Genomic DNA, 13,565 nt, shown 5'->3' with positions numbered 1-13,565 from the left:
TAGCGAAAGAATGGAAATTCACATGGCCGAAACTAAAAAACTCCAAGATCTTTTCCTGGACACCCTCAAAGACGTCTATTTCGCCGAACAGAAGATCGTCGAGACGCTTCCCAAAATGGAAGAGGCTGCCATGAGCGTGCAGCTCAAGGACGCTTTTTCAAAGCATCTCGCTGAAACGAAGGTTCATGTCGAGCGCCTCGAGCAGGTGTTTGAGATCATCGGCGAGGAGCCCGAGGCCAAGACGTGCGACGCGATCCTTGGCATCACCGACGAAGGTGCCGAAATTATGGAAGAATACGAAGGCTCCCCTGCCCTAGATGCTGGGCTTCTCGCTGCGGCACAGGCAGTGGAGCATTATGAGATGTCGCGCTACGGTACGTTGCGAACCTGGGCACTGGAGCTTGGCCTCAACGATGCCGCCGGACTGCTGCAGACGACGCTGGATGAAGAGCAGGCCACAGATCTCGCGCTTACGTCCATTGCGACTTCCGTCGTCAACCAGAAAGCCGAAGGCTGAACGATAAATTCCAAGGATCCACTGCTCACGCAGTGGATCCTTGAATGGAAGAGGACAAAACTCTTGTGTAGAGCTTATCTACACAGGCCACGAAGTTGTAAGGTGGGAAAGAGGTCTTATGTGCTTCTTGACGAGCGAGACTTAAAAAGCCGAGGATTGCTTGGCTTCACGACCTCGCCCTCCAGGTCCTCCGTTTCCAACTTTATGAAAGGTGAAGTCTCGCCGGTTCAGGTGTTCGGCCAATTGGGCTTGGTAACATGTCATAATAGTATTGTGCGATCACATTGTTTTGCCGATCCCTAAGCGCAGCCTGGCTTAGGAAGCATATGACGACGAACAAGATAAAGCGCAGGCAAGAAGGCTGGTACTCACCATGTGTATTCGAGCAGCCTGTGAGCATCACCCCGCCGATCGTCGCAAAAGGCTTAAGGCCAAGCGGCTCGCGGCTCGCGGCTCGCGGCTAGGGGAATCTGACGTTGCACAGGCGCCAAACTCTCGGCCAGACCAGGCCTTTGCATGTTCATCAATTCAAAAAGCTGCACGAAAAATGGTCTGGTCAAGATGGTGATTCAAAATCCAAAACTTAGGCGGCTTGTCGTCATCAGCGATTTTCAGGATGGCGGAACATTCAATTCGAGTGTGCCTACGATCGGCGAATTCTGCGAGCAATGGAAAAGTGGTGCACGCGGCGAGCCCATTGTCGCCGAAAATGGAGATCGCGATTTTATAGTAGAAGGAAGCTACATCGAGCGCTTGCCTCTGGCTTGCTTGAAAACAGGAATTGTCAATACAGTCGAGATATGGACGCACTGGAGCGGAGATGGGGCCCCACTCGCGAATCTGCGTGCCGCACCGGGTTTGGTCAGGCGCTCGTTCCAGATGAACGGTCCCGAGGTACCGTTTTCGTCTAACGACATGATGGCACATATACTGACATTCGGTGCTCCCGACATCCTCTGCGTCTGGGGACTTGGTATAGCTGAAGACCTCGTCATTGCGTGCAAAGACAGCTATAAAATCTATAACTCTATCGATGCGCCGGCATTGCGAATTCCGCCTGAGGTTAGCCGCCATTTCGATCTCGTGCTCACCGGCGCCGCGTGGCAGTCGGACGAGGTGAATAGTCGACATCCGTTTATGAGAACCGCTATTCTGCCGATTGGGCCAGAATTTGCGTCGGAAAGCATGTTTTTTCCTGTTGCAGGGCCAAAGCCGTACGATATCATTTATGTGGCGGCAGCGCAGGACTACAAGCGCCATGACATCCTGTTTCAAGCCTTGGCAAAACTCCCGCGTTTCATTCGAGCGCTGTGCGTCTTCGGATATGGGGAAATGGCCGAGGATTTGCGGGGCCTTGCCAAAGACCTTGAGATAAACGTCGACTTCGTCGGCCCACCAGGCGTTTCGTTTGTTGATGTCAACCGGTTGATGAATTCAGCCAAGATCGGCGTGGTTTGTGGTATCGACGACGGGGCTCCGGCAATCCTGACAGAATATATGCTTGCCGGTTTACCAGTTCTTGCAAACAGTGCGCTTAGGTGTGGGCTTCAATATATAACGCCGCAGACCGGGCGCGTCGCAGCGTCCGACGCTTTTCACGAAGCCATTTTAGATATGCTCGCCACACTTCCCTTGTTTTCGCCAAGACAGGCAGTCATCGACAACTGGACTTGGCACCATTCAGTGCGCAAGTTACAGGCGGCGATGGCTTTCGAAGCACATTAGAAATGTTTTAAGAAAGGCCCGGAACAAAGCCTTGAAATCATAGTTTGCATTCGTCTCTTAATAGCGGATGTGCAATGAATCTCTCCAGCTCGTTTCTTCAAGCGTCACATGCAGCACCTGATCGCAATGGGCCGCTGATTTGTTTTTCTCATCTACGTTGGGATTTTGTACTGCAGCGACCGCAACATCTGATGCAGCGGTTTGCAGGCGATCGGCAGGTTTTCTTCTTTGAAGAGTTTATTCCGACAGACCATCATCTTGCCTACCTCGAAATACATCCTTTCGAAGGCACAGCCGTCAAATCTGTTCGACCTCGCATTCCGCGAGGATGGAGTGAGGGGGATCGTGAAGAAGCGTTGGGTAAACTCCTGGAGGAGCTTCTGTGGCTTAACAGCGCGACGCGCCCGATTTTGTGGTTTTACACACCGATCATGTACAGTTTCGCCCGCCATATAGAGGCGTCGGCAGTTGTTTACGACTGTATGGACGAATTGGCGAATTTCAAATTCGCGCCGGCCCGGTTGAAGGAAGCGGAAATGGCGCTGATTGCCAGGGCCGATGTGGTTTTCACGGGAGGACATAGCCTCTACGACGCAAAACGCCACCTGCACGACAACATGCATCCTTTCCCGTCAAGTGTCGACATCGTTCATTTTCAAGCGGCGCGGGTTAACCCCGAAGAACCGTTCGACCAGAAGGCCATCGTCGGCCCGAAGCTTGGTTACTACGGTGTGATCGACGAGCGGCTCGATCTCGCCCTGATAGACGCTGTGGCCAAGGCCAGACCAAACGTGTCCTTCATCTTCATCGGACCCGTCGCCAAGATCGCTCCAGAAGATTTGCCCAAGGCGTCCAACATTTTTTACCTCGGCCAAAAAAGCTACAAGGAATTGCCTGCTTATTTGTCTGGATGGGAGGCGGCCCTGATGCCTTTTGCGCTGAATGACGCGACAAAATACATTAGCCCGACCAAGACACCTGAGTATTTGGCAGCTGCGCGTCCGGTCGTAAGTACACCGATTAAAGATGTGATTCGTCATTACGGCGATTCAAAAGGTGTCTTTATAGCGCGCGATGCCGATGGTTTTGCCGAAGCATGCGATGAGGCACTCGCGTTGAAAAAGTCGGGCACTGGATGGCTGGCATCGGTCGATACTATGCTCCGGAGCTCATCTTGGGACGCGACGTTCTTGGCGATGAGCGCCTTGATAGATGAAGCGGTAACGCGGCGCCTCGTGCCGGACCAACCTACGGAAAGAAACCATAACCGTTCAAGCGCTAAAACATCGGCCGAATATGATTATCTGATTGTCGGTGCAGGATTTGCGGGCTCAGTTTTGGCTGAGAGGCTAGCGTCCGATGGCAGGAAGCGGGTGCTGCTCTGCGACCGGCGGCCGCACATAGCCGGCAATGCCTATGACTTCCAAAATGACGACGGCATTCTGGTCCATCAATATGGGCCCCACATCTTCCATACCAACAGCCACGAGGTTTTCAATTACCTATCGCGGTTTACCGACTGGAGGCCTTATGAGCACCGGGTGCTCGCTGATGTTGGCGGTCGGCAACTTCCTGTTCCGATCAACAGAACGACGCTGAACGGGCTGTACGGGCTTGATCTCGCCAATGATGAGCAAGCGGCAGAGTTTCTAGCCAGCCGCGCCGAGCCGTGCAATCCGATAGTGACATCGAAAGACGTGGTGCTGTCACAGATAGGCAGCGAGTTATACCGGACGTTCTTTGAAGGTTACACCCGAAAGCAGTGGGGACTTGATCCCTCGCAACTCGACAAATCGGTGACCGCGCGGGTTCCGACGCGGGTAGATACGGATGACCGGTATTTTCTTGATGCCTATCAGGCAATGCCCCTTCACGGTTATACTCACATGTTCGAAAAAATGCTCGACCATGAGAACATCACGGTGATGACTGGGACAGAGTACGAGGCCATCCGAAGCAATAGAGTAGCAGCACATACGATCTTCACAGGTCCTATCGACGAATATTTTGATTTTCGTTTCGGCCGATTACCCTATCGCAGCTTGAAGTTCCGGCATGAAACGCATGATGCCAGACGGCTACTTCCAGTTGGAGTGGTCAACTATCCGTCCGAGTCCGTGCCTCACACCCGGGTCACCGAGTACAAGCATCTAACCGGCCAAATTCACCCGAAAACCAGTATTTCCTACGAATTCGCGTGCGCCGAGGGAGACCCCTACTATCCAATTCCGCGGCCGGAAAATCAGGCGCTTTACAAGCAGTATGAAGCTTTGGCGAGAGAGCGCACTGACGTAACCTTCGTCGGTCGGCTTGGAACATATAAATATTACAATATGGACCAGGTCGTGGGCCAGGCCCTGGCAACTTACCGGCGAATGGTGAAAACCAATCCAGATGCTTTAAAAGCCAGCGCATAATGGTGAACCAGAATCGGCTGCGCGTAGTACTGGCGACCGACAGTCTCGACCCATCTGGCATGGGCGAGCATATGTTGACACTGGGGCAAGCGCTTCAGGCTCAGTTTGACGTGACAATAGCCGCCCTTAATGGGCTTGACGCAAACCTGCTGGCAAGGGCCGCTGCCGGCGGACTCGCGGTCAAAGCCGTTGATGAGCCTAACGCGTTCGAGCAATGGCTACATTCTTACGGTGCCTCGATTCTTCATGTGCATGCTGGCATCGGTTGGGAGGGACACGAGATTGCACGGGCCGGAGCAGCCTGTGGCATCCCCGTCATACGAACTGAACATCTTCCCTATTTGCTGACCGATAGTGGGCAGAAAGAGCACTATGCGCGGGAAAGCGCGGCTCTTTCGCATCATATTGTTGTTTCAGAGGCATCACGGTCGAGTTTCGAAAGCAACGGTGTCGGCTCCGACCGCATTACCGTCGTACGGAACGGGCTCGTCGCACAGGCCATACACGGCCGGTCTGCCGATGCTGCCCTGGGGCTGGACGGCAAAATCGTTCTCCTTACCGTAGCGCGTTTTTCCAAACAGAAGGATCACGCTACCCTGATCAGGGCGATGCCGGCGGTGCTTGCCGCTTACCCATCAGCCATTCTCCTTCTTGTCGGGAATGGCGAGGAAGTAGAAGCTGTCGGCGCGCTGGTCGAAGACTTGGCGCTTGGTCCGTATGTCCGGCTCCTGGGCCGTCGCAGCGATATCGCAGATCTTATGGCAAGCGCGGATCTTTTCGTTCTGCCTTCGCTGTTTGAGGGGCTTCCTCTGGCCGTTCTCGAAGCGATGTCACTTCGACTGCCCATTGTAGCAACCCGGATCGGTGGCACGGTCGAGGCACTCGGAACGGATTATCCCTTCCTGGCGGAGTGCGGAGACCCCTCCGCTCTCGCCTTTGCGATACTCGATGCTCTTGCATCGCCTGCACGAGCCAAATCGGTAGCACAGGCCGGCCAAGACCGGTTTCGTGCCGAATTTACGGCACAGCGCATGGCAGATGAAACCGCCACCGTATACCGGCGTTTCCTTTCCGAAAAGACAGACGAGACACAAGGACATCGTTTCATGAACAAGATACGCATCGGCTTTATTGGCGTTGGCGGCATAGCACAACGCCACCTCGATATTCTGGCCGGTTTCGAAGATGTGACACTGGTGGCCTTTGCCGACCCCGACTTCGATCGTGCCATACAGGCCGCATCTCGATTTGGCGCGCGGGCCTTCGACAACCATAGTAGGATGCTGGAAGATGAGGTCCTTGACGCGGTTTACATATGCATTCCTCCCTTTGCCCATGGGCAAGCTGAGCGCGATCTGATTGCCCGCGGCATCCCTTTCTTTGTCGAAAAACCAATTACGCTCGATATCGGGTTGGCGGAAGAACTGTCGACCGCGGTCGAAAGGGCAAAACTGATCACAGCCGTGGGATACCACTGGCGCTACCTCGATACTGTCGAAGAGGCCCGCCGGGTTCTTGCCGACAATCCTGCTCAGCTCCTCTCTGGCTATTGGCTTGACCAGACGCCACCGCCGCAATGGTGGTGGAAGACCGATCGCTCAGGTGGCCAGATGGTTGAGCAGACGACGCATATTATTGATCTTGCCCGTTACTTGATCGGAGAGGTGACTGAAGTATATGGACGTATCGGCTTCAAAGAGCGGCCGGAGTTCCCGGGCCTCGACGTGCCGGCGGTCACGACAGCGAACCTCACCTTCCAGTCAGGCGTTATCGCCAACATTTCGTCGACATGCCTTCTCGGCTGGAGTCACAAGGTTGGCCTGAACATCTTCGCCGACCGGCTGGCGATCGAATTGACCGACCATGATATCATGGTCGATGTCGGCGCCGGTAGGCCCGTGCGGCATGCCGAAGGTGATCCAGTCTGGCGCGAAGACCGGGATTTCATTGACGCGGTGCGCGGCGGTGAAAATCATATACGGTGCACCTATAAGGATGCGCTGGCAACCCACCGGCTGGCGCTCGCCGTCGAAACGTCAGCGCGCAGCGGTGAACCGATCAAGCTTCACGTACCCGTGCTGGACCGCAATGCGGCCGCGCCGCTCCAGCATCCACCGCGCATGGAACCTCCACAGGGCCTGCCTCCGGGCCATCGTCGTGTCCGCTCGCTTGGGATCGAAAGCCCGGGAAAGGCATTCTTCCTAGAGTATGAAGAAGGGCCACCCGCCGATGGGCATGTCCGGTTGGAAACGCTTTACACCGGTTTTTCCGCCGGTACCGAATTGACATTCATGAAAAATACCAACCCCTACTTCCATTCCCGTTTCGACGGCGGCCGTGGCGTATTCATCGAAAATGAGCCCGACCTGCGCTATCCGGTCCCGTTCCTGGGTTACATGGAAGTGGCACGTGTCTCAGAATCGAGAGCGCCGGGCTTTGCAATCGGCGATGTCGTTGCCTCGACCTATGCGCACAAAAGCGGCCACACGGCCGATCCTTTCCACGATGTGCTAGTGCCGTTGCCCGCCGATGTCGATCCAGTTCTCGGCGTATTTGTCGCACAGATGGGACCAATTGCTGCCAACGGCGTATTGCATGCCGACGCGGATGCGTTCGGGAGCAACGTCTCCAATTTTGGCGCGGGTATCGCGGGACGTCACGTGGTGGTGCTCGGTGCCGGCACCGTCGGTTTGATGACGGCTCTTTTTGCCGAGAAACTGGGCGCTTCAGGTGTCATCATCGCTGACCCTTCGGAGTTTCGACGTGACAAAGCCCGGGCCATGGGCCTGATGGCCATGAGTGAAGAAGAAGTCTGGCAGCATGCGAAAGCGCGCTGGCACAACGGTGGTAATGATCGCGGCGCCGATGTCGTTTTCCAAACGCGCGCACATTCCCGCAGCCTGCATGTGGCGCTCAAAACGCTGCGTCCGCAGGGTACGGTGATCGATCTCGCCTTCTATCAGGGTGGCGCCGATGCATTGCGACTGGGCGAGGAGTTTCATCATAACGGCCTCAACATCCGCTGCGCCCAGATCAACCGCGTGCCGCGCGGACTGGAATCCGTTTGGGACAGACGCCGATTGGCTGGCGAAACGGTACAACTGTTGAAAAGTCACGGTTCTCTCATTCGAGAGCATATGATTACGCATGTGATCCCGTTTGACGACGGTCCTAAATTCCTCACCGATTTAGTGGAAAACCGGCCTGAATTTGTGCAGATCGTTTTTAAGGTAAACGAATGATCCCGCTGGAACCGCCGATCCGCATCCTCTTTGTTTTCGCGTGGCTGGTAGTCGGGGGCGAGGAAACGGAAGTCCGGCTTCTGGCCAGCAACCTCGATCGCGCTCGCTTCAAACTCGACGTTGTCGCATGCTTTCGCAAACCGAACATGCCGGCTCAAACACATGAGCAACTGGTGGCACTCGGCGTCGATGTGGATACGACGCCTTACGAACTTTCCTTTGAGGATACGGTTTCCTATCTGGCAAGCAAGATATCGGGATATGACGTTGTGGTCTCCTGTCAAAACGTTGCCGATATTTATCCCGCGCTGGAGCGCATTCATTTGCGTCCTGCGTTGATCGAGCATGGAGGCCTTGTGTCGGAAGCCCTTGCAGGACCCAAGCATTTTACCAATCGCTACGTGGGTGTGTGCCGATCCATTCGGGATGCCGCCGCGTCCGTTATGGTGGGGCGCGAGAACGATGCGATCGAGATACCTTCGATGGTGAATCTTTCGGAATTCGATCCTTTTGACAGGTCCGCTATGCGCGCGTCGCTCGGCGTAGCGGAAAGCGATGTTCTGATCGGCTGGGTGGGCCGTCTCGACCCCAAGAAAAATGTCGAGGACTTCATTGAGGCCGCAGCGATCGTACATGCGGACAACATCTCGGCGCGTTTCGTCATCGTCGGTGGACCGGATGCCTTTATACCGGACTATGCCATGCAGTTGCGCTCGCTGGCCGCCGCCCGCGGATTGACCGGTTCGCTGACATTTCTCGGCGATCGCGCGGATATTCCAGCTCTCCTCTCCGCCTTTGATATCTTCACTTGGCTGTCGAAAGGCGAGGGCATGCCGCATGTGATCGCGGAGGCGGGTGCCGCCCGATTGCCTGTCATCGCTACTCCCGACAATGGCGCCCTGCAGCAAATCGATGATGGCGTGTCAGGACTATTTGTGCCCTATGGCGATCCGGCCGCCGTTGCCAGTGCTATGAGGATGCTGATTTCATCCACCGACTTGCGCAGGCGGCTCGGACACGCTTTGCGGTGGAAAGTGGAAACCCATTATAGTGCTACCGCCGTCGTACCCCAATGGGAAAGGCTCATTCAGGAGCTCGTGTCCGAACGGGCCAGTTCGAACCCCACAGGGCTGTTTCAATCATTTCTTCAGGGTGGCTTCGAGTGCTCTACGCACCGAATCCGTGCACGGGCTGGCGAAACGGTTGGAAGGCGCCTGGATGTGATCGCTCAAACCGGGCATGATGTTCATGCAGCAAACGACTATTCCCAGCTCGCCCAGCATTCGATGCATACCGTGCGCGATGGACTGCGCTGGCATCTGATTGAGGCAGTCCCCGGGCAATACGAGTGGTCTAGTTTCCTCCCAATGCTCAGGGCATCAAACGAGACTGGCACCCAGGTTATCTGGGATCTGCTGCATTATGGCTGGCCTGATGGCATCGATATTTGGTCACAGGATTTCGTCGTTCGTTTCGCGCGCTTCGCCGGAGCAGTGGCACGGATTGTGGCCAGGGAGAGCGGCTCTGTGCCGTTCTATTCTCCCGTCAACGAAATCTCCTTCTTCTCCTGGGGCGGCGGCGATGCGGGATATCTCAATCCCTTTGCCAATGGACGCGGTTTCGAGCTGAAAGTTCAGCTGGCGCGCGCCTCGATTGCAGCCATGGACGCCATTGTTTCTGTCGATCCGAGGGCGCGGTTCGTTCACTGCGACCCGGTAATCCACGTCGTCACCGATCCGGCTCGTCCATGGGAGCGACGAGTTGCCGAAGGTCACCGTCAGTCACAGTTTCAAGGCTGGGATCTGATCGCCGGCCGGATGTGGCCTCAGATCGGCGGCGCTGAAAAATATCTCGATATCGTTGGCGTCAACTATTATCACAATAACCAGTGGATCCACGGTGGACCTCCCATCGATATGGACCACCCACGTTATAAGCCGCTGCGCTCGATCTTGATCGAGACCTACGCCCGCTATGGAAAGCCGATCTTTATCGCAGAAACAGGCATCGAGGGAGAAAGGCGGCCCAGCTGGATTGCTTACGTCTACGCCGAGGTCCGCGCAGCCATGAAGACCGGGGTGCCGGTCGAAGGCATTTGCCTCTATCCCATTGTCAACCATGTAGGATGGGACGACGAGCGGCCCTGCGACAATGGGTTACTGTCGATGCGGTCAGAGGGAAAAGAGCGGCAAGTGTATGAGCCGCTTGCGCACGCGTTGCGTGCTGTGAAGCAAGAGTAAGAGGCTGCCAGACAGCCCCGAAGAGAGTTGATCCACTTTTGATCATAGTCGTTCAAGGGGTGTACCCGGGCAGGTCGGCGTTGCTGGGTGACCAGGGCACCAACCAAACGTCATCGGCCCATGGGTCGCTGGGGGTCAGTGAGAGTTGTTGCCGACGGGAATGGCGATCGCCCCGTTGCCCACTGCCTTGGGTGATTTGTGTTTGACGTTCGTCAGAACTGTTTGCGGAAACCGAACAGGACGGCGTGGCTGCTGAAGTCCGTATTTCGGCTGGTTCCGTCCCGGGCCTGCAGACTGAAGTCGTTGGCAGCGGTATAACGGTACGCGATGTCGAGCGTAGTGTTGTCAAATAGTGCGACATTAGAAAAGAGACCCAGTTCCTGCAGGTTAATGCCGACACCCGCGTCGAGATGGTAGGCGAACTTCGTGTCGTCGTCATCGATAACCACGCCGGTCGCCGAGACGCCCTGGCGGCTGAGTTCAAGGTTCATGAACCCGACGCCGCCGCCGATATAAGGTGTCACCGCGCCAAATAACCCGCCCTGATCTGACGTGCCTAAGGGGATATCAAGGTAACCGTTCACATATCCCTGTATCGTCGTCGCGTCGCCGAACGAATCCGTTGAGCCGATATTGACACCGCCGACGCGATGATAATCGACCGATGAGTTGCCATAGCCCACCTCAAGTTCGACACGGGGTGACACGTAGCCCATTTCGCCGAAGCTGTAGCCGGCGCGCAAAGCGCTGTAGTAACCGACATCATAGTCCGTACTGACACGTGCGCCGGCGGTTGCAAAATGGGTATTATCGAGGAACGTCAAACTGTTCAGGGAACCAAGGTAAAAACCTCCATTTGTGTCGACCACGATCGGGTTGACGGGAGCAGTCAGATCCTGTGTTGCAAGATCTGCGGCACCGGCAGCCTCTGCCATTGCGATTGAGGATACGGAGGCGAGAAGTAGGCGTTGAATGAGGGTCATGTGTGAGTCCTGGAGAAGCTTTGAACGGATGACTTTGAAAACGCCACGATGCTTCCCGTCGAGGCCGTTGAACAGCTAACCTTCCTCGCGGGTGAATGTTCCGAAGGATCGCCACTTCTCGTCCTTGTGTTGTAGCAAGCCTCACCAATTCCGTTAGTCAGCGGCCAGATGGCTCTCGGCCTGGCTTTGATCTAAACATTCGTTGGCGGTTTTGAACTTCAAGTTGCAGCCGTCGGGCATGGCACCGCGTGCGTTGACAGCAAGGTTATGCGATGCGTTCTCTTGGTAAAGCCCGAAGCTACTGAGACGGCCTTGGTCCGTGAGGCCAGAGCGCAGTTTGACGATCCTTCTGGTGGACGATGAGGTCCTGATCAGGTTGGTCTGCGAACAATTGGAGATCTCGGTTACATCGTCATCGAAGCTGGAGATGCCGCCAGCGCCCTGAAGCTTGTCACTCGTGACCAGCCTATCGATCTCTTGCTGATCGATGTCGGTCTGCCCGGTGGCATGAATGGGCGCTAGCTGGCCGATGCGGTCCGGGAAATACGTCCGGGGCTTCCCGTCATTTTCATCACCGGATAGGCGGCAAGTCAGGGCGTTGACCATGGGACCATCGAAGACGGCATGTGTGTCATGACGAAGCGTTTCCGGATCGGAAGCTCGCTGAACTCGTGAAGGATCTCACCTCGCCCGGAGCGGTAAGAACGCCTGATCGTAGGGAGGATTTGACGTCTGCCAAGTTTTAGGCGACTGATCTGCGCGAAATCCCTCACATGAAAGACTCACCGTGAAATTGGACGAATGTGCGGAAACGTCATCCTATCCGCGCCCGGCGGAATTAACAGCGTCGACCACGTTCAGCGAAAACTTAACCTCAACGCTGTGTATTTCCGTCTCCTTGATGAGATACGGTCCTGCGTCCTTTCTTGGCTTTAAAAATCAAAAAAATCGTGACTTAGACGTAAGGCGATTGGGCTTGAAGCAAGGCGCGCTATTTTGAGACTGGTTGGCAATGCAAATCGCATGGCCAACCAGTTGTCGCTCGTTCAGTCGTGAATTGGCTCAGGGAGCACCGGCAATGTATCGTTGATCATTTCCTCAAGACTGCTGGCCGTGTCGGCTTAGACGGGTCCAGAAACTGGGGAATTAGGGCGAGGAAAAAGGCTGCGGTTTTAGGATTCGTGGCCTCAACAAAGACGCCCTGCCTGAAAGCTTTTGACAATGTCCTGCGGTCTGGCGAAAACTTGGGAGCCGCGGGTGGACCTGCAGAACGCCATGCCTGCGTGCCGAGGAAAATGAGGTACGCTCCTCCCAAGAATTTCAAGAGGAGAAAAGCTTCCGCACTTGTCGTCAGCAAGGCGGAAACACCAATGGCGCCTGCAACAACGTGTAGGAACCCACCCACTGCCGTTCCAATACAGGACGCCACACCATCACTTGGTCCGGCAGCAAGGGTACGTCCTGCGATGTAGAGAAGGCCTGGTCCCGGCATAAGTGGCAGAAACAACGCCGTCCCAACATAGGCGAGAAGCAGTGTTACGGACATTATGGTCTCCAGCAATTCCGCGTCAGGCTAAATTTGCCTGCAGACCCAGCGTCGTTCTCATACGTCTCGTTCGTAAACTCTAGGAAGCGCTCGGTGATAAGCTGTGCGTCGCGCTCCACAACTGCAGTATCGCAATCCGGCCATCACAAAATTCCGGTCCGGTCCAAGCAGACTTGCGAATCACATAAGTCTGTGCTTATGTGTCATCATGATCGAACATGATATTTTTCGCGCTCTGGCGGATTCGACCCGCCGCACGATTTTCGAAAAGCTGGCGAACGGCAGCATGAATGCCAGCACGCTGCGCCAGGGCATGGATATCAGCCAGCCGGCGATGTCCCAGCATCTCGCCGTATTGCGAGCGGCAAGGCTGGTGCGTGAACAAAAGGAGGGCCGCTTCGTGAACTATGAAGTCGATCCGGACGGGCTGGCCCTTATCGCGCAATGGCTGGCGAAATACCGCGCCTACTGGCCGGCTCGCATCGACGCTCTCAAGCTCTTGCTAAAGGATATGGATCAATGAACGACGTGAAAGCCGCGGTGCAGACGAAAGTGCAGGAAAGCGGTTTTGAGCAGAGATACGAACTGGACGCATCGCCGGAGAAGGTCTGGCGGGCGATCAGCATCGCGGAATTCCGGGAAAAGTGGCTGCCGAGGGAGGCACTCGCCGATCCACAGTCGCTCTCCGAAACGTCGGGCAAGGAAGTCCGCTACATATTGCGCGACGATACCCCGCCCCATCTCGAGAGCACCGTTACCTTCACGATCACCCCGAATGGATCGGGCGGAACCAGCCTGCGGATCGTCCACGAGTTGACCGACGCGACCTTCGAGCGGCTAACGAAAACGGTCGCCAACGGCAACGGCCCGACCCTCTTGCTCGCCGCCTGACGCG

10 protein-coding genes are annotated in these 13,565 nt (G+C 55.8%); 7 read left to right on the top strand and 3 right to left on the bottom strand.

Annotated features, from left to right (window positions below; translation table 11 throughout):
- Positions 1–22: 22 nt before the first annotated feature.
- The 5 genes from ACP7E0_RS24345 to ACP7E0_RS24325 all read left to right on the top strand — a co-directional run bounded on the left by ACP7E0_RS24345 (position 23) and on the right by ACP7E0_RS24325 (position 10,141).
- A complete protein-coding gene (locus tag ACP7E0_RS24345) occupies positions 23–517 on the top strand; it encodes a ferritin-like domain-containing protein (protein WP_426128566.1) in 495 nt (164 codons plus the stop codon).
- Positions 518–1,033: 516 nt separating this feature from the next.
- Positions 1,034–2,242, top strand: a complete 1,209-nt coding sequence (locus ACP7E0_RS24340) for a glycosyltransferase (protein WP_426128565.1) — start codon at positions 1,034–1,036, stop codon at positions 2,240–2,242.
- A 74-nt stretch (positions 2,243–2,316) separates the two neighbouring features.
- A complete protein-coding gene (gene glf, locus ACP7E0_RS24335) occupies positions 2,317–4,659 on the top strand; it encodes a UDP-galactopyranose mutase (RefSeq protein WP_426128563.1) in 2,343 nt (780 codons plus the stop codon).
- Complete coding sequence (locus ACP7E0_RS24330; protein WP_426128561.1) at positions 4,659–7,901, top strand: glycosyltransferase; 3,243 nt, start codon at positions 4,659–4,661, stop codon at positions 7,899–7,901. The genes glf and ACP7E0_RS24330 overlap by 1 nt, the downstream gene beginning before the upstream one ends.
- Positions 7,898–10,141, top strand: a complete 2,244-nt coding sequence (locus ACP7E0_RS24325) for a glycosyltransferase (RefSeq protein ID WP_426128559.1) — start codon at positions 7,898–7,900, stop codon at positions 10,139–10,141. The genes ACP7E0_RS24330 and ACP7E0_RS24325 overlap by 4 nt, the downstream gene beginning before the upstream one ends.
- A gap of 212 nt (positions 10,142–10,353) precedes the next feature.
- On the opposite strand, the gene ACP7E0_RS24320 is transcribed toward ACP7E0_RS24325, so the two are convergent.
- From ACP7E0_RS24320 to ACP7E0_RS24310, 3 genes are all read right to left on the bottom strand, one after another.
- Positions 10,354–11,124 (bottom strand): outer membrane protein, encoded by a 771-nt coding sequence (locus tag ACP7E0_RS24320; protein ID WP_426128557.1) that lies wholly within the window; start codon positions 11,122–11,124, stop codon positions 10,354–10,356.
- Between the two features lie 153 nt (positions 11,125–11,277).
- A complete protein-coding gene (locus ACP7E0_RS24315; RefSeq protein ID WP_426128555.1) occupies positions 11,278–11,730 on the bottom strand; it encodes a hypothetical protein in 453 nt (150 codons plus the stop codon).
- Positions 11,731–12,214: 484 nt separating this feature from the next.
- On the bottom strand, positions 12,215–12,670 hold the full coding sequence (locus ACP7E0_RS24310) for a LysE family translocator (protein WP_426128553.1): 456 nt from the start codon (positions 12,668–12,670) through the stop codon (positions 12,215–12,217).
- 208 nt (positions 12,671–12,878) lie between these two features.
- Between ACP7E0_RS24310 and ACP7E0_RS24305 the strand changes: the two genes are divergently transcribed.
- Together ACP7E0_RS24305 and ACP7E0_RS24300 are read left to right on the top strand one after the other, a co-directional pair.
- Positions 12,879–13,193, top strand: a complete 315-nt coding sequence (locus ACP7E0_RS24305; protein WP_426128551.1) for an ArsR/SmtB family transcription factor — start codon at positions 12,879–12,881, stop codon at positions 13,191–13,193.
- A complete protein-coding gene (locus ACP7E0_RS24300) occupies positions 13,190–13,561 on the top strand; it encodes an SRPBCC family protein (RefSeq protein ID WP_426128549.1) in 372 nt (123 codons plus the stop codon). The genes ACP7E0_RS24305 and ACP7E0_RS24300 overlap by 4 nt, the downstream gene beginning before the upstream one ends.
- The last annotated feature ends 4 nt before the right edge of the window (positions 13,562–13,565 follow it).

Origin of the sequence: Pararhizobium sp. PWRC1-1 (assembly GCF_049897905.1) — a bacterium.
GTDB lineage: Bacteria > Pseudomonadota > Alphaproteobacteria > Rhizobiales > Rhizobiaceae > Pararhizobium.
This window is presented reverse-complemented; position numbering and strand designations above follow the sequence as displayed.

Bases quoted from the DNA above. Each gene is read 5' to 3' on its own strand.
- ACP7E0_RS24330 (WP_426128561.1), top strand. From the start codon at position 4,659: ATGGTGAACCAGAATCGGCTGCGCGTAGTACTGGCGACCGACAGTCTC.
- ACP7E0_RS24310 (WP_426128553.1), bottom strand. From the start codon at position 12,670: ATGTCCGTAACACTGCTTCTCGCCTATGTTGGGACGGCGTTGTTTCTG.
- ACP7E0_RS24325 (WP_426128559.1), top strand. From the start codon at position 7,898: ATGATCCCGCTGGAACCGCCGATCCGCATCCTCTTTGTTTTCGCGTGG.
- glf (WP_426128563.1), top strand. From the start codon at position 2,317: ATGAATCTCTCCAGCTCGTTTCTTCAAGCGTCACATGCAGCACCTGAT.
- ACP7E0_RS24340 (WP_426128565.1), top strand. From the start codon at position 1,034: ATGTTCATCAATTCAAAAAGCTGCACGAAAAATGGTCTGGTCAAGATG.
- ACP7E0_RS24320 (WP_426128557.1), bottom strand. From the start codon at position 11,124: ATGACCCTCATTCAACGCCTACTTCTCGCCTCCGTATCCTCAATCGCA.
- ACP7E0_RS24315 (WP_426128555.1), bottom strand. From the start codon at position 11,730: ATGGTCAACGCCCTGACTTGCCGCCTATCCGGTGATGAAAATGACGGG.
- ACP7E0_RS24300 (WP_426128549.1), top strand. From the start codon at position 13,190: ATGAACGACGTGAAAGCCGCGGTGCAGACGAAAGTGCAGGAAAGCGGT.
- ACP7E0_RS24305 (WP_426128551.1), top strand. From the start codon at position 12,879: ATGATCGAACATGATATTTTTCGCGCTCTGGCGGATTCGACCCGCCGC.
- ACP7E0_RS24345 (WP_426128566.1), top strand. From the start codon at position 23: ATGGCCGAAACTAAAAAACTCCAAGATCTTTTCCTGGACACCCTCAAA.